Annotated in this window: 13 protein-coding genes; 9 read left to right on the top strand and 4 right to left on the bottom strand. The window is 72.7% G+C overall.

The window, feature by feature from the left end; genetic code table 11:
* Window positions 1-3 precede the first annotated feature (3 nt).
* The 7 genes from AC0NZQ_RS15880 (at window position 4) to AC0NZQ_RS15850 (ending at window position 8385) form a co-directional block, all read left to right on the top strand.
* Window positions 4-1533 carry a Re/Si-specific NAD(P)(+) transhydrogenase subunit alpha gene (locus AC0NZQ_RS15880; protein ID WP_474530916.1) on the top strand — a complete coding sequence of 510 codons (1530 nt, stop codon included), beginning with the start codon at window positions 4-6 and terminating at the stop codon, window positions 1531-1533.
* Between the two features lie 7 nt (window positions 1534-1540).
* Window positions 1541-2998 (top strand): Re/Si-specific NAD(P)(+) transhydrogenase subunit beta, encoded by a 1458-nt coding sequence (gene pntB / locus AC0NZQ_RS15875; RefSeq protein ID WP_474530914.1) that lies wholly within the window; start codon window positions 1541-1543, stop codon window positions 2996-2998.
* 24 nt (window positions 2999-3022) lie between these two features.
* A complete protein-coding gene (locus AC0NZQ_RS15870; RefSeq protein WP_474530913.1) occupies window positions 3023-3445 on the top strand; it encodes a transporter substrate-binding domain-containing protein in 423 nt (140 codons plus the stop codon).
* A gap of 74 nt (window positions 3446-3519) precedes the next feature.
* A complete protein-coding gene (locus AC0NZQ_RS15865; RefSeq protein WP_474530912.1) occupies window positions 3520-3699 on the top strand; it encodes a hypothetical protein in 180 nt (59 codons plus the stop codon).
* 483 nt (window positions 3700-4182) lie between these two features.
* Window positions 4183-4899: a hypothetical protein gene (locus tag AC0NZQ_RS15860; protein WP_474530910.1), complete on the top strand. Its 717-nt coding sequence runs from the start codon at window positions 4183-4185 to the stop codon at window positions 4897-4899.
* A gap of 86 nt (window positions 4900-4985) precedes the next feature.
* Complete coding sequence (locus AC0NZQ_RS15855; protein WP_474530909.1) at window positions 4986-8192, top strand: BTAD domain-containing putative transcriptional regulator; 3207 nt, start codon at window positions 4986-4988, stop codon at window positions 8190-8192.
* A 49-nt stretch (window positions 8193-8241) separates the two neighbouring features.
* Complete coding sequence (locus tag AC0NZQ_RS15850; RefSeq protein ID WP_474530908.1) at window positions 8242-8385, top strand: hypothetical protein; 144 nt, start codon at window positions 8242-8244, stop codon at window positions 8383-8385.
* On the opposite strand, the gene gmk is transcribed toward AC0NZQ_RS15850, so the two are convergent.
* Window positions 8369-8959, bottom strand: a complete 591-nt coding sequence (gene gmk / locus AC0NZQ_RS15845) for a guanylate kinase (protein ID WP_474530907.1) — start codon at window positions 8957-8959, stop codon at window positions 8369-8371. The genes AC0NZQ_RS15850 and gmk overlap by 17 nt on opposite strands.
* Window positions 8960-9038: 79 nt before the next feature.
* On the opposite strand from gmk, the gene AC0NZQ_RS15840 reads away from it, so the two are divergent.
* Window positions 9039-9983 carry an aldo/keto reductase gene (locus tag AC0NZQ_RS15840; RefSeq protein WP_474530905.1) on the top strand — a complete coding sequence of 315 codons (945 nt, stop codon included), beginning with the start codon at window positions 9039-9041 and terminating at the stop codon, window positions 9981-9983.
* A gap of 57 nt (window positions 9984-10040) precedes the next feature.
* Here the strand turns inward: AC0NZQ_RS15840 and AC0NZQ_RS15835 are convergent, their stop codons facing one another.
* Complete coding sequence (locus AC0NZQ_RS15835) at window positions 10041-10880, bottom strand: 2OG-Fe(II) oxygenase family protein (RefSeq protein ID WP_474530903.1); 840 nt, start codon at window positions 10878-10880, stop codon at window positions 10041-10043.
* A gap of 404 nt (window positions 10881-11284) precedes the next feature.
* Here AC0NZQ_RS15835 and lanL point away from each other — a divergent pair, with 404 nt between their 5' ends.
* Entirely contained in the window at window positions 11285-14032 is a 2748-nt protein-coding gene (gene lanL / locus AC0NZQ_RS15830) for a class IV lanthionine synthetase LanL (protein WP_474530902.1), read from the top strand.
* A gap of 186 nt (window positions 14033-14218) precedes the next feature.
* Here the strand turns inward: lanL and AC0NZQ_RS15825 are convergent, their stop codons facing one another.
* Both AC0NZQ_RS15825 and AC0NZQ_RS15820 read right to left on the bottom strand, forming a co-directional pair.
* Window positions 14219-14374 carry a hypothetical protein gene (locus AC0NZQ_RS15825; RefSeq protein WP_474530900.1) on the bottom strand — a complete coding sequence of 52 codons (156 nt, stop codon included), beginning with the start codon at window positions 14372-14374 and terminating at the stop codon, window positions 14219-14221.
* Window positions 14371-15330, bottom strand: a complete 960-nt coding sequence (locus AC0NZQ_RS15820; RefSeq protein ID WP_474530899.1) for a hypothetical protein — start codon at window positions 15328-15330, stop codon at window positions 14371-14373. The genes AC0NZQ_RS15825 and AC0NZQ_RS15820 overlap by 4 nt, the downstream gene beginning before the upstream one ends.
* Window positions 15331-15445: the final 115 nt, after the last annotated feature.

Below are 15445 nucleotides of genomic sequence, written 5' to 3'. Positions count from 1 at the left end.
ATTGTGCTGATCGGGGTCGTGAAGGAATCGACGGCGGGCGAGACCCGCGTCGCCGCCACGCCGAAGACGGTCGAGCAGCTGCGGGGCCTCGGCTACGACGTCGTGGTCGAGCGCGGTGCGGGTGACCAGTCCAGCTTCGCCGACGACGCCTTCGCCGCCGCGGGCGCGACCATCGGCTCGCGCGAGGACACCCTCGCCGCCGACATCGTCTTCTCGCTGAACGCGCCGAACGACGACGAGCTCGGTCGGCTCCGCGACGGCGCCGTCTTCATCGGCATGCTCAACCCCCGCTTCGACACCGCGCTGGTGGAACGCCTGGCAGGTCGACAGATCACGGCGCTGTCGATGGACGCCGTCCCCCGCATCTCGCGCGCCCAGTCGATGGACGTGCTCAGCTCGATGGCCAACATCGCCGGCTACCGCGCCGTCGTTGAGGCCGCCCACGTCTTCGGCCGGTTCTTCACCGGACAGGTCACGGCGGCCGGCAAGGTGCCGCCGGCCAAGGTGCTCGTCGCCGGCGCCGGCGTGGCCGGCCTCGCCGCCATCGGTGCGGCCTCCTCGCTCGGCGCCATCGTCCGCGCCACCGACCCCCGTCCCGAGGTCGCCGACCAGGTGAAGTCGCTCGGTGGTGAGTTCCTGAGCGTCGACGTCGAGCAGGAGCAGAGCGGGACCGGCTACGCCACCGCCACCAGCGAGGACTACGACCGCCGAGCCGCGGAGATCTACACCGAGCAGGCCGCGGACGTCGACATCATCGTCACCACCGCGCTCATCCCCGGCCGTCCCGCGCCGAAGCTGATCACGGCCGAGGACGTCGCGATCATGAAGCCCGGCAGCGTCATCGTCGACATGGCCGCCGCCCAGGGCGGCAATGTCGCCGGCTCACGGGCCGGCGAGGTCGTCGTCACCGACAACGGCGTCACGATCATCGGCTACACCGATCTCGCCGGACGGCTCCCCGCCCAGGCCTCGCAGCTCTACGGCACCAACCTGGTGAACCTGATGAAGCTGTTGACGCCGGGCAAGGACGGGCAGCTCGTCCTCGACATGGACGACGTCGTCCAGCGCGGCATCACCGTTGTCAAGGACGGCGAGAACATGTGGCCGCCACCGCCGGTCCAGGTGTCGGCTGCCCCGGCGGCGGCACCGGCAGCTCCCAAGGAGGCGCCACCTCCGAAGCAGCCGATGAGCGCCGCTCGGAAGCTGACGTTGATCGGCGTCGGGGTGCTCGCGCTCTTCCTGGTGAACGCCTTCGCCCCGGGGACGATCGCGCAGCACTTCACCGTGCTCGTCCTCGCCGTCGTCGTCGGCTACTACGTGATCGGCAAGGTCCACCACGCCCTGCACACACCGCTGATGTCGGTGACGAACGCGATCAGCGGCATCATCGTCGTCGGCGCGATGCTGCAGATCGGCATGGACGACACCGTGATCAGGGTGCTGGCGTTCGTCGCGATCCTGCTCGCCTCGATCAACGTCTTCGGCGGCTTCGCCGTGACCCGCCGCATGCTGTCGATGTTCTCGAAGGGCTGAGCGCACCATGACCGCAGACAGCATCGCCACCGCGGCGTACATCGTCGCCTTCCTGCTCTTCATCATGAGCCTGGCCGGGCTGAGCAAACACGAGTCGTCCCGGCTCGGTGTCGTCTACGGCATCGCCGGCATGGTCATCGCGCTGGCTGCGACCGTCGGCGTGGTCACGAAGGACGCCGAGGCCGTCTCGATCCTGCTCCTCGTCCTCGCCGTGCTCATCGGCGGCGCGATCGGGCTCTGGCGGGCCAGGATCGTCGAGATGACCGGCATGCCGGAGCTCATCGCGCTGCTGCACAGCTTCGTCGGTCTCGCCGCCGTCCTCGTCGGGTGGAACGGCTACTACGAGGTCGAGGGTGGGCACGGGGCCGGCGGCGAGACGTTCGCGAGCGCTCAGGGCTCGAGCGCCGACATTCAGCGGGCCATCGACGACTACAACACGCTGCTCAACATCCACCACGCCGAGGTCTTCATCGGCATCTTCATCGGTGGCGTCACCTTCACCGGCTCGATCGTGGCGAACCTCAAGCTGTCGGCCAAGATCAAGTCCGCCCCGTTGATGCTGCCGGGCAAGAACTTCATCAACCTCGGCTCGCTCGCGCTCTTCGTGGCGCTGACGATCTGGTTCGTCGCCTCGCCGAACCTGGGCCTGCTCATCGCGGTGACCATCCTGTCGCTGGCGCTGGGCTGGCACCTCGTCGCCTCCATCGGCGGCGGCGACATGCCGGTCGTGGTGTCGATGCTGAACAGCTACTCCGGCTGGGCGGCCGCCGCCTCGGGCTTCCTGCTCGACAACGACCTGCTCATCGTCACCGGCGCGTTGGTGGGCTCCTCGGGTGCCTATCTCAGCTACGTCATGTGCCAGGCGATGAACCGCTCCTTCGTCTCGGTCATCGCCGGCGGATTCGGCATCGAGGCCGGTCCGGCCGAGGCCACCGACTACGGCGAGCACCGCGAGATCACCGCAGAGGAGACCGCCGAACTGCTCAAGGACGCATCCTCGGTGGTGATCACGCCCGGCTACGGCATGGCGGTGGCGCAAGCGCAGTACCCGGTGGCGGAGCTGACCAAGCGGCTGCGTGAGCGGGGCGTCGACGTCCGCTTCGGCATCCACCCGGTCGCCGGGCGCCTCCCCGGCCACATGAACGTCCTGCTGGCCGAGGCGAAGGTGCCCTACGACATCGTCCTGGAGATGGACGAGATCAACGACGACCTCGCCGACACCTCCGTCGTCCTGGTGATCGGCGCCAACGACACCGTCAACCCGGCCGCGGCCGAGGACCCCAGCTCCCCCATCGCCGGCATGCCGGTGCTGCGGGTCTGGGAAGCGAGCAACGTCGTCGTCTTCAAGCGCTCGATGGCGGCGGGCTACGCCGGCGTCCAGAACCCGCTCTTCTTCCGGGAGAACAGCCAGATGCTCTTCGGGGACGCGAAGGCCCGGGTCGAGGACATCCTCAAGGCGCTCTGACGGCCGTCTGCCAAGGTGGACGGTATGCGCGCGGTGATCAACCTCGGCAATCCCGTCCTCGCGTCCGGGACGACGGCCGTGCCCCGCGGCGTGTCGGTCGAATTGGCCCGGGTGATCGCCGACGAACTGGGCGACGAGCTCGAGCTCGTCTGCGTCGACGCCGCCCGCGACGCGCTCCGGGCGCTGCTCGACGATCGTGTCGATGTCGCCTTCCTGGCCGACGATCCCTCCCGCGCCGACCGGATCGCCTTCACCTCGCCGTACCTGCTCATCGACGGGGTCTTTGTCGTGCCGACCGACTCACCGATCCGGTCGGTCGCCGACGTCGATCGCGACGACATCCGGGTCGGGGTGAAGCGGGGCTCTGCCTACGACCTCCACCTCACCCGAACGCTGACTCGGGCCGAGGTCGTCCGCGGCGATGGTGATGGCGTCGACGTCTCCTGACCGAGAGCCTGGACGCCGGCGCCGGCCTGCGCGGCCCGGTCAGCCGCGTGGCGGCCACACGGCCCGGTCAACGTGTGATCGACGAGCCCTTCATGCAGATCCGGCAGGCCGTCGCGGTGAGCCGCGCCCAACCCGGCGTCGTCGTCGCGACGATCGAGGCAATCGTCGAACGCTGTGTCAGGGACGGTTCGATCGCGCGATGGTTGCAGGAGTCGGGCCAACAGGGCGCGCAGGTCGCGCCGCCGCGAACCTGAGCTCGCCGTCGGGACGCTCCCGCACCGACCATGCAAGAACGATCGAGCCGGCGACCCACAGCGCCGCCACGACGAGGAAGACGATCAGCAGTTCGGACATGCCTCCAGCCCACCATCGCCGGGCGCGACCGTCAGCTCGTCGTGCGGTGTCCCCACGCCGTCCTCACGGATTTCTCGCGGCGCCCCGTTCCGCCCCGCCGAGGCGGCGGTTGGCCCCACGCCGGCGCGGTGAACCGCAGTCAGCAGCCGCGCCCACATGGGGCCAACCCGAGAAACGCGCCGCGCCCGCATGGGGCCAACCCCGAACCGCGCCGCGCCCACATGGGGCCAACCCCGAACCGCGCCGCGCCCAGATGGGGCCAACCCGAGAAACGCGCCCGGACCGGGGGTTCACGGCGGCTTTAAGGCAACCCGAACGGGCGGGGACCAGGCTGCGCGGCGACAGCTCGACCACACGGTCGCCCGGACAGACAGGACCCTCCCATGACCCTCACCCTCAGCCGCAAGGCCGTCGCCCTCGCCGCCGTCGCCGGTCTCGTCACCGTCGGTGCCGTCTCCACGGTCAGTTACGCCGCCGGCGCGTCGGCCGGCGGCGTCACCGCCTGCGCCAACAGCAAGGGCCGCCTCGCCCTGACGAGCAGCAAGAACAAGTGCGCCAAGGGCTACAAGAAGGTGACCATCGCCAAGCAGGGTCCGCGCGGGGCGACCGGCAAGACCGGGGCCACCGGCAAGACCGGCGCGACCGGCAAGCAGGGCGTGCGAGGCCCCGGCATCGTCACCTACCGCTACTCGACCGGCCTGCTCGGCAACACCGGTTCGCTCACCGTCGGCGGCTACACCTGGCAAGGCAGCTGCGAGGTCACCGGTGGCACCGGGAACAGCCGGGTCGTCAAGACCTCGCTGACGGTGACCGCACCGTCCGGACAGGACGTCGCCCTCGACGGTGTCGTCTTCGGCGGCGCCGACAACAACCAGCTCGGCACCGTCGTCTCGACCTCCAGCGCCGCCTCGGCGACCACCAGCATCACGGCCAACAACCAGCAGACCTCCCGGTCGCGGGCCGCGTCGCTGACGGTCATCGGTGACAACGCCGACCAGCAGGTCTCATTCCGGTTGACCGCCGACCCAGCCGACGCCGGCTCGTTCAACCCGTTCCTGACGCGCTGCTCGGTGGAGGCCGTCATCACCCCCGCCAGCTGACCAGAACCCCACCGATCGGGGAGTGCCGGTGCCGCTCAGCGGCATCAGCACTCCCCGATCGCGCGGTTCTCGTGTAGAAGTTCCCCGTGCCCCGCGATCCGCTGGTCGTCCGCAGCCGGGTCTCGGCGCTGCTCGACTCCCTGGCCGGACGGCGGTTGGTCGTCGTGCCGGGCGACGCGGCCAGCGGCAAGAGCGTGGCCGTCGCGCACTGGCTGGCCGGCCGTGACGAACGGTATGCGCTCCTCATTCCTGTCGAGGGACACGACGGCCCGCGCGATCTGTTCGCCGCGCTCGTCACCGCCACCGCCACGCTCTGCCCCGGCATCGCCGAGCAGCTCGCCCCCGAGCTGGACTCCCGCCGGACGGGCAGCGACGACGATGCCGACCTGCCGGGCGTCCTCGCCGCCGCTCTCGCAGCCGCGTGGGCGGACCGCTCCCCCGCAGGTTTCACGCTGGTCCTCGACGACCTGGACACCATCCGGGACCCGGCGGGGCAGGCCTTCGTCGCCGACCTGGTGCGGCTGCACCCCCGCACCGTCCGGACGCTGCTGCTGGCGCAGTCGGTGCCCCCGTTCACGGTCCGGCGCCTCGCCGCCGCCGGGGAGTACGGCGAGCTCGCCCCCCGCGCCCTGCGCTTCGACGCCCACGAGACGGCCGAGCTCTTCGCCGCCAGCGGGGTGTCGCTGGACCTCGCCCAGGCCGAGGCGATCGCCGAGGCCTGCGGCGGCTGGGCGGGCGGACTGCGGCTGGCGGTCGAGGCCGCCCTCACCGACGGCCCCGGCGACATCGCCCGGCTGACCGAGCGGCTCGGCTCGTCCGCGGCCCCGGAGTTCCTCGCCGAGGTCGCGCTGCGCGACCTGGACGACGCCAGCCGCGGCACCATCAGCGCGCTCACCGTGCTGGGGCGGGTCGAGCGGGCAGTCACCGCCCGCAGTCCCGAGTCGGCGCTGCGCCTGGACGCGCTGGCCGAGCGGGGACTGCTGGTGACCGCAGACGAGGACGGGTGGTCGCTGACCGCGCTGGCCCGCTACGCCGTGGACCGCGCCATGCCCGTCGACGCCGATACCGAGGCGCGCGTGCTGGCCGACTGCGTCGCCATGGCGCTCGAGGCCGACTGTCCGGAACCGGCGCTGCGCTGGGCCGCCCGGCACGGCGGGACCGACCTCGTCCGCGACACGCTGGCGCGGACCGGGGCAGGACTGCTGGACAGCGGCAGCGACGCGCTCACCGCCGCCGCCGATCGGTTGCCGGTGCCGGTCGGCGAGGCCGAGCTGGACAGCGTGCTGGCCTCCTACTTCGCGCTGCGCGGCGACATGGGCCGGGCCCGGGCGCATCTGGCACCGATCGACGACACCGGGGCCGGCCATCCACCCCGTCTCGGCTGGCGGCTGGCCTCGGCGCTGTGGATGCACGGCGACGCCGCCGGGGCGCAGCGCGCGGTGGCGGTCACCGAGCCGGCCCCGGCGGGCACGGTCGACGCCGCCCAGCTCGCCACCATGCGCGCCACGCTGGCCTGGGGCCGGGGTGACGGCCCGGCCGCGCGCACCGCCGCGGACGACGCGCTCGCCCGGGCGCGTGCCTCCGGCGACGACGCCGCGCTCGGTGCCGCCTGGGTGGCGCAGGCCCTGGTCACCGCCTCGGAGGGCGATCTGGTCCGCAACGCGCGCTGTTACTCCACTGCGCTGACCCACGCCACCGCCGGCCGCGACGTCCTCACCCAGCTGCGCATCCGCTGCAATCTCGGATCGCACCTCACCGAGACCGGCCGGCACCGCGAGGCCCTCGTGGAGCTGGACGAGGCGCTGCGGCTGGCCGAGGCCACCGGCCAGCGCACCCGCACCGCGCTGGCCCGGCTCAACCAGGGGCAGGCTCGACTCGGACTCGGGCAGCTGGACGAGGCGCTGCTCGACGCCGACGCGGCGCTGGCGCTCTGGACCGACCTGGACTCGCCCATGGCTGCCTACGCCCAGCAGCTGCGGGGCGAGGTACTGGCCCGACGCGGCGACCGGACCCGGGCCGCCAGCGCCTTTCGGGCCGCGGTGGCGGCGGCCCGCGACCAGCACGATGCGCAGACGCTGGCCCCGGCCTCGGCCTGGCTCGCCCGCTGCCTGATCGTCGACGATCCCGACCGCGCCGCCGACCTCGCCGAAGCGGCGGTCGCCGAGCCGGCCGCGCTCGGCACGCTGCCCGCCGTCCTCGCCCATGGCTGGGTCGCGCTGCACCGCGGCGACCTCGACACCGCACGGACCGACGCCGCCGACGCCCGAGCGCAGGCCGGCCGGCGCGACGACCCGGCTGCACTGGTGCAGGCACTAATGCTGGAGCTGCTCGCCACGCCGACGGCCGGCGCGCACGACGCACGGCTCAGCGAGGCGCGGGCGCTGGCGGAGGAGATCGGCGACGTGGTGGCGCAGGCCGAGCTCGATGTCGTCGACGCCCGGCTGCGGGGTGAGCGGCGCGCCGCGGCCACGGCCCGGAGCCGGCTACGGGCACTCGGCGTCCGGGACAGCGCCGCCTTCGTCGCCGGCCCGCTGGCGGTGCTGCACGAGCGGGACCGCGGCGCGATCCGCATCCGCACCCTGGGCGGCTTCGCCGTCGAGCTGGGCGACGAGGTCGTCGCAGCCTCGGCCTGGCAGTCGCGCAAGGCACGCGACCTGGTGAAGATCCTCGCTACCCGGCTGGGCAAGCCGATCCCCCGTGACAGTCTCGCCGAACTGCTCTGGCCCGAGGCGGCCGACACCTCGGGCAACAAGCTGTCGGTGGCGCTGTCGACGGCCCGGGCCGTCTTCGACCCGGCCAAGTCGTACCCGGCCGACCACGTCATCGTCGCCGATCGGGACGCGGTCCGGCTCAACACCCGCACCGTCGCCGTCGACATCGAGGACTACGTGGCGCTCTCCGACGACGCCCTCGGCGCGGCGGTCTCCACCGCGGTGCCGCTGCTCGAGGCCGCCGTCGCCGCCTACGCCGGGGACTTCTGCGAGGAGGACCCCTACGAGGCGTGGGCGGGGCAGACCCGCGACGAGCTGCGGGCCCGGCACCAGCAGGTCCTCAACGCGCTGGCCGACCTGCTGCTGCGGGCCGGACGGCACGACGACGTCGTGCCGCGGCTGCTGTCGCTGCTGGCGCTCGACGGTTACGACGAACGCACTCACCTGCGGCTCGTCGGCGCTCTGGTGAAGGCGGGGCGGCACGGTGAGGCCCGCCGGGCCTACCGCACCTATCTCGACCGGATGGCCGAACTGGAGATCGAGCCCGCGGCGTTCCCGCAGCCGAGCACGATCGCCCGCTGAGCGTCGCGGGCTGAAGGATTCCCGAAGGGTGGCGCGCGATGCTCGCGTCATGAACCCAGACGCGCTCGTCCCGGCCGGGGGCGAGGAGAAGACCGCGCCGACCGATCCCGTCCTGGACGAGGTCTTCATCGGCGCCGAGATCGACGGCGGCACTCCGGAAGGCGCCGGGCGACCGCTCAGTCCGGACCGATGACGAGGGCAGCGACCTCGGCCGCGGCGGCAGCGACGTCCCGGTTCACCACCACGTGGTCGAACTCCGCGGCGGCGGCCATCTCCACGTGGGCGCGTTCGAGCCGCAGCGCCTGGTCGGCCGGCGACTCGGTCCCCCGTCCGGAGAGCCGCTGCGCCAGCTCCTCGGCCGACGGCGGCGCCAGGAAGACGAAGCGCGCCTCGGGCATGGCGGCGCGGACCTGCCGGGCGCCCTCGAGCTCGATCTCCAGCAGGGTCGGCACGCCCTCGGCCAGGTGCTGCGTCACCGGTTCGCGCGGCGTGCCGTAGCGGTTGCCGCTGAACTCGGCGTGCTCGAGCATCTGCCCGGCCGCGACCATCTGCTCGAACTCGTCGCGGTCGACGAAGCGGTACGAGACCCCGTCGATCTCGCCGGGTCGCGGCTCGCGGGTGGTCGCCGACACCGAGACCCAGACATGGGGCACCAGGTGGCGCAGCTCGGCCACCACGGTGCCCTTGCCGACCCCGGACGGCCCGCTGAGCACTGTGAGCCGCGCCGGTTGCCACTCGCCGCCGACCGTCTCGCGCGTCTCGCTCATCCCGCGAAAGTTACCGGAGCCGGATCGTCCTACTGTCGGGAGTATGGCTTCTTCGAGCACATCACCCGGCACATCCGACATGCAGTTCCGACGTCTCGGCGATTCCGGCCTCGCGGTCTCCGTGGTCGGCCTCGGCACCAACAACCTCGGCATGAAGCTCGACATGGACGGCAGCCGCGAGGTCGTCCACGCCGCGCTCGACGCCGGCATCACCCTCTTCGACACCGCTGACGTCTACGGCGCCTCGGAGGAGCGGCTCGGCGAGCTGCTGCAGGGCAAGCGGGACGACGTCGTGCTCGCCACCAAGTTCGGCGGCGACGTCCGTGCCCGCGGCCACGACAACGGCGAGGACTGGGGCGCCCGCGGCTCGCGGCGCTACATCGTCAAGGCCGTCGAGTCGTCGCTGCGCCGGCTGCGGACGGACTGGATCGACCTGTACCAGCTGCACCGGCCGGACGAGGCGACGCCGATCGAGGAGACGCTGTCGGCGCTGACCGACCTCGTCCGGGCCGGCAAGGTCCGCTACCTCGGCTCGTCCAACTTCACCGGTTTCCAGATCGCCGACGCCGAGTGGACCTCGCGCACCCGCGGGTTCGAGCGCTTCGTCAGCGCGCAGAACGAGTACAGCTGGCTCGAACGCGGCATCGAGACCGACATCGTCCCCGCGCTCGAGCACTACGGCATCGGCCTGCTGCCGTACTTCCCGCTGGCCAGCGGGCTGCTCACCGGCAAATACCGCCGGGGCGAGGCGGCGCCCGAGGGCAGCCGGATCCAGGCCTGGGGGCGGGAATCCGCCCTCACCGACGAGGCCTTCGACGTGGTGGAGGCGCTGGAGTCGTTCGCGACGGCCCGCGACATCACGCTGCTCGATGTCGCGATGGGCGGCCTGGCCGCGCAGCCGGCCGTGGCGTCGGTCATCGCCGGGGCGACGTCCCGCGAGCAGGTCGAGCGCAACGTTGCGGCCGGCAACTGGCAGCCGACCCTGGACGAGCTCGCCGAGCTGGACGAGCTCACTGCCGGTTAACCGAATCGTGGACCGAAACGCCGACGATGTCGGCGTTTCGGTCCACGATTGCCAGGGTCAGAGGACCTCGACGTCCGGCAGGCCGAACATCGACGGGGCGTTGCGGACCTGCTCGCGCAGGTCGACCTTCTCGCCGCCGGTCTCGACCCAGCTGTAGAGCGGCTCGTCGATCTCCGGGTTGACGAAGTACATGATCGACTGGCGGCTGTCCAGGGCGTGGTTGCGCACCTGGTGGTACAGCGGCTGGATCGCACCGTCGGTGAGGGCGGTGAGCACCGAACCGGGCATGATCACGATCTCGTCGCTTTCGGGCAGCATCGCCCGGACGGCGTCGCTCTGCTCCCCCTCGGCGTAGATCTCCAGGCCCGGTGCGTTGGGGTGCAGCACGGTCACCATGTGGCCGTCCTCGTGCTTGTCCTGCAGGAACTCGCGCTCGGCCGGGGCCGGGATGCTGTAGTTGATCTGCAGGTACGCGGCCTTCTCGAACGACGGCGCGGCCTGGGCCCCGAAGTGGCGCGCGATCTCGTCCAGGATGCCCTGCACCAGCGGGGCGAGGGTGTCGCGGTAGTCCAGGAAGGCCCCGGTCAGCTCGGGGATGTCGTCCCGGTGCGGGATGAGGTCCAGCCGGCTCGACCAGAGCGTGAAGCACTCGTTCATGTCGGGGCGCTCGGGCGAGATCGAGTACTCGATGCCGAAGGGCCGGTAGCCGTAGTTGTGGTCCGCGCTGCCGTGGGACATCTTGTCCTCGAGGGGGCGCTGGAAGAAGTCCACCGCCGTGCCGATCGCGTTCTGCAGCGTGGCGGCGCCGAGGTCCCCGAGCTTCACCACGGCGTAGCCGCGCTCGATGATGTCGGCGGCGGCTTGCGCCACGGCGGGGTGGGTGAGCGTGTTGGTCATGTTTGGCCTTCCCTGTGGGGAACGAGAGCAAGCGTTCTGCACGAACTCCGCGGACCGGTCGGCAGCGGAGGTGGGCCACAGCCCGCGCGAACCCTACCTAGCGAAGTCCAGCCCCGCTGTGAGGACGGGGCCTTCTGCCAGCGTTTTCCGACTCGACGTGTCGCACGTCGCCCGCAAGCGCTTACCGAACCATCGTGACACGGGACGGGACGCTCCTACCGGGACTTTCGGGCAGAACTCACGCCTTTTTCACGGCTGACTCGCGCGGTTCGGCGGCCGGAACCGGACGCCGTCGGGGCCCTATCCGGACTCCGTGACGCGCCCCGCCCACCGGCTCGTCCCGGCAGTGTCGACGGCAGCCGCGCAACCGCGGGGCGACACCGGACGCAGTGGGAGGTGCAGAGATGACGACGGACAGTGCGCAGACCGCCCTACCCGACGATCTGCTCCACGGCATCGCCGCGACCGCGCTGGCGCATGCCGCGCCGGCCGGCTGGTCGGTGCGCCCCGGCGCCACCTGGTGTCACGTCGGTCCGGAGCCAGCGACCGAGCGGATCCAGGGGTGGAAGCTGCATCTGTCGGCCACACCGCTGTCGGCGCCGCTGGTCCTCGCCGCCGCGGCGCGGCTGCTGATCGCCGAGGGCTGCCCCTTCAAGTTCGCGACCGACCTCAGGCAGGTCGAGGAGCTCACCTCGGTTCGGGCGGACCGCGCCCAGGCCGGCAAGTTCGTCACCGCCTACCCCGCCGACGACGACCAGCTGCTGGTCCTGGCTCGCCGGCTGGACGAGGCGACGCTGCTGCTGCCCGGCCCACGCATCCTCTCCGACCGTCCGTTCCGGGCCGGCAGCATCGTCCACCTGCGCTACGGCGCCTTCCGCGGCGTCCCCACCCTCACCGACGACGGCGGCTTCGAGGCGCGGCTGCGCTCCCCCGACGGCGACCTGATCGCCGACCAGCGACTGCCGTGGTTCGCGCCACCGTCCTGGGCCGAGCTGCCCGACGGCCTGCCGTCGCTGCCCGTCGGGGACGGCGGCACAGTGTCGCCGCAGGGCCGCCCGGTGCTCGCCGACCGGTACGAGATCCTCGCGGCGCTGCGTCACAGCGCCCGCGGCGGAGTCTTCCGGGCCCGCGACCTGCGCGACGGCGCCGAGGTCGTCCTCAAACAAGCGCGGCCGCACATCGGGGGTCGTCGCGACGCCCGCGACGCCCGGCACCAGCTCGACCACGAGGCCGAGGTGCTGACCGCACTAGCGCCGCTGACCCCGCGGGTGGTGGACCGCGTCGTCGTCGCCGAGGACCACTTCCTCGTCGAGGAGTTCGTCCCCGGCCAGTCGCTGGCCGACCATCTCGCCGCCGAGATCGACCCCGACCCGACCGGCTCGATCGTCGAGGCGCGGCGCATCGCCACCGCGCTGGTGGCCCTGGTCACCGAGGTCCATCGCCGGGGCTGGGTGCTGCGGGACCTCTCCACCACGAACGTGATGGTGCGCCCGGACGGCGAGCTGGTGCTCATCGATCCGGAGTACGCCGCCGTCCCGGGCGAGATCGTGCAGCGGGCGGTGACCCCCGGCTTCGCCCCGCCCGAGGTCACCCAGGGATCGGTCTACGGTCCGGCACCCGGACCCGCCGCCGACTGTTTCGCGCTCGGCGCTTGCCTGGTCTCGCTGGCGCTCGGTGCGCCCCCGATGCTGCTGCGCGACGACGACAGTGCCGACCACGGTGCCGACAACGATGCCTACAGTGTCGACAGTGCACGGCGCAGTCACGACCGCGTCGCCGAACAGCTGGCGACAGCCGCGGGGGACCGCCCGCTGGCCCGTCGCTGGCACGAGCTGCTGGTGGGTCTCACCCGCCACGATCCCGCGCAGCGGTGGTCGCCGGCCCGCGCCGCCGCCTTCCTCGCCGCCGACGCCGCCGATCCCGCCACCGCCGGTCCCGCCACCGCCGCTGGCCCGGGAGTGCGGCAGGTAGTCGGCCACGACGAGGGGCTGGCCGACCGGGTCCTCACCGACGGCCTGGCCTACCTGCTGGCGACTCGGCGACCGGAGCAACCCTGGCTCTGGCCCGCGGGCGCCTTCGGCAGCGGGACCGATCCCCTCAACGTCCAGTACGGGGCGGCCGGGGTGCTGGCCGTCCTCGTCCGGGCCGCGCGGGCCGGCCTGGTGAGCGACGCCGACGTGGCGACGGTCGCGCGCTGGATCGCCGACCGGGCGACCGCCGCGCCGCGACTGCTGCCGGGTCTCCACTTCGGCCGCGGCGGCACCGCCGTCGCACTCGCCGAGGCCGCGACCCTGCTCGACGACGACATGCTGCAGGCCACCGCCACCTCGTTGCTGGCGCGACTGCCCCGCACGATGCCGAACCCCGACGTCTGTCACGGCACCGCCGGTGCCGGCCTGGCAGCCCTCGCCCTGGGGGACTCCGAACGGACGGTCGCCGCGGCCGAGCACCTCCTCGCCACCGCACGACATCACGACGACGGTGTCTTCTGGCCGGTGCCTGACGACGCCGATTCGCGGCTGGCCGGTGCCTGGCACTTTGGCTTCGGTCACGGCGTCGCCGGGGTGGGCGCGTTCCTGCTCGAGGCGTCGCACCACACCGGTGACGAGCGGTATCGCGAGCTCGCCCTCGCCGCAGCACGGACCCTCGCCACCGCCGCCGAGCACGACTTCGGCACCGGTGAGGTCACCTGGCGCCCGGACCGGCTGCGACCGCCGTCGCCGCAGGACATGCGTCGACACTGGTGCAGCGGCGCCTCGGGCATCGGCAGCTTCCTGGTCCGGGTGGAGCGGGAGGCCCCGACCGAGCAGTGGCGGGCCCTCCTGGCCGGTGCCGCCGTGGCGGTCCACCGATCCCGCTGGAGCGCGGGCACCGCCACCTGCCACGGCCTCGCCGGAGACGCGCAGTTCCTGCTCGACGCCGGCCGTCCCGACCTGGCCGACGATCTGGTGGCGGTGCTGCTCTCACGGCACGCCCGCCGCGACGGTCGGCTGCTGCTGCCCGACGAGTCGGGACTGCGGATCATCGCCGGCTACGGCACCGGCGTGGCCGGCGGACTGGATCTGCTCCTCAGGCGGCGCTTCGGCGGCGACCGCCTCTTCTACCCCGACGCCGCGACCGCGGGCGTCCTCGTCTCCGACGGGAGGAGGTGAACAACCATGGCGACCCTCGACGCTCTCGCGCAGCTTCCCGCGCAGCAGGCGGTGTCCGAGTCGACCTGCACCTGGACGTGCAGCTGGACCGGCGTCACCTACAACTGATGCAGACCGGACGGGCCCGGTCGCAGGACATCTCCTGCGACCGGGCCCGTCGGCATTCCGGGGTTCACTCCCGGCCGGTCACTGGCCACACTCCAGACCGTCCCACGTGAAGATGCCCGGGAACGGGAGATCCGGTGTCGCCTCACGAACGTCGACCATCGCCACCAGCGAGTCGACGACCGCCTCTCGAGTCATGCCGTCCTGCATGTTGTCCACCTCCTTCCACCTGCTCACAGCCAGCCCCGCCGGGCCGCTTCGGCACCGGCGGCAAATCGGGAGTCGACGCCGAGCGTCGACATGAGCCGGGCGACCCGGCGCCGCGCCTGGCGGCTGGAGACGCCGAGCGCCCGCGACATCGCCTCGTCGGTCGCTCCCCCGGCGAGCAGGGCGAGCACCTCGCGCTCGGCGTCGGTGGGCTGCGGCCGGGGCTGCGCGTCGCCGGCCAGCTGCCACAGCTGCTCGACATAACCCAGGACGACGGCGAGCAGCCCGGCCTGCCGGACCACGAGCGCGCCGCCGTCCTGCCCGGAGGCGACCACGGCGACCTCGTCGTCGATGACGATGACCCGCTGCAGCCGGACCGGCGAGACCCGCACCTGGATCCCGGCCACCCCGGCCACCGGCCGGTCCACGATGACACGGACGTCGAGGCCGCGCCGCAGGGCGCGCTCGTCCTCGCGGGACCGTCGCGGCGGCGCGCCGGGGCGGTCGCCCGGCCCCGACCCGCCGCCCGTCGCGGTCCCCGATCCGGTGCCCGACGGGGGCAGCGGCTGGACGGAGACGATGCTGCGACGGGCGAAGAAGGACAGCTCGTCGATACGGTCGCGGACGGCCGTGGCGCCGGGGACGAACTCCACCCCGGCTCCGCAGTCGGCGGGGACGCCGCCGAGGGTGCGGCGCTCGAAGGTCCGGGCGAGATCGGCGATCTCGGCCCGGCTCCGGGCCACCGCACGCTGCCGGGCCGCGAGATCGTCGGCCAGTCGGTCGGCGAGATCCTCCAACACCGTCGGCGAGCTGGCCCGCACGACGTCGACACCCTCGAGTAGACCGAGACCGCGGAGGTCGGCCAGCAGGCGCTCCCCGTCGGCGAGGCCGACCATCGTCTCGGCGGGAACACCCTCGGGACGGTCCAGCGCGGCCCGGTACAGGGCCTCGTGGGCCTCGGACAGTCCGATGGCGGACAGACTCATGAGCACCTCCGCGACGCGAGACGGCCGGTTGTCGACCTGCACACGATGTCCCGGCGGTCGGCACCGGCGGATGGGTGCAGAACACCCGCTTTCGCTCGCCTCGCCCGCCCGCCCC

It is taken from the genome of Jatrophihabitans sp. sgz311053 (genome assembly GCF_056135305.1).
Note: the sequence above shows the minus strand (reverse complement) of the source record. Positions and strands in the feature narration are given on the sequence as shown.

What these genes read in the sequence shown, in the direction of transcription:
- pntB (WP_474530914.1), top strand. Translation starts at nt 1,541, where the DNA reads ATGACCGCAGACAGCATCGCCACCGCGGCGTACATCGTCGCCTTCCTG.
- AC0NZQ_RS15870 (WP_474530913.1), top strand. Translation starts at nt 3,023, where the DNA reads ATGCGCGCGGTGATCAACCTCGGCAATCCCGTCCTCGCGTCCGGGACG.
- AC0NZQ_RS15860 (WP_474530910.1), top strand. Translation starts at nt 4,183, where the DNA reads ATGACCCTCACCCTCAGCCGCAAGGCCGTCGCCCTCGCCGCCGTCGCC.
- AC0NZQ_RS15850 (WP_474530908.1), top strand. Translation starts at nt 8,242, where the DNA reads ATGAACCCAGACGCGCTCGTCCCGGCCGGGGGCGAGGAGAAGACCGCG.
- gmk (WP_474530907.1), bottom strand. Translation starts at nt 8,959, where the DNA reads ATGAGCGAGACGCGCGAGACGGTCGGCGGCGAGTGGCAACCGGCGCGG.
- AC0NZQ_RS15840 (WP_474530905.1), top strand. Translation starts at nt 9,039, where the DNA reads ATGCAGTTCCGACGTCTCGGCGATTCCGGCCTCGCGGTCTCCGTGGTC.
- AC0NZQ_RS15835 (WP_474530903.1), bottom strand. Translation starts at nt 10,880, where the DNA reads ATGACCAACACGCTCACCCACCCCGCCGTGGCGCAAGCCGCCGCCGAC.
- lanL (WP_474530902.1), top strand. Translation starts at nt 11,285, where the DNA reads ATGACGACGGACAGTGCGCAGACCGCCCTACCCGACGATCTGCTCCAC.
- AC0NZQ_RS15820 (WP_474530899.1), bottom strand. Translation starts at nt 15,330, where the DNA reads ATGAGTCTGTCCGCCATCGGACTGTCCGAGGCCCACGAGGCCCTGTAC.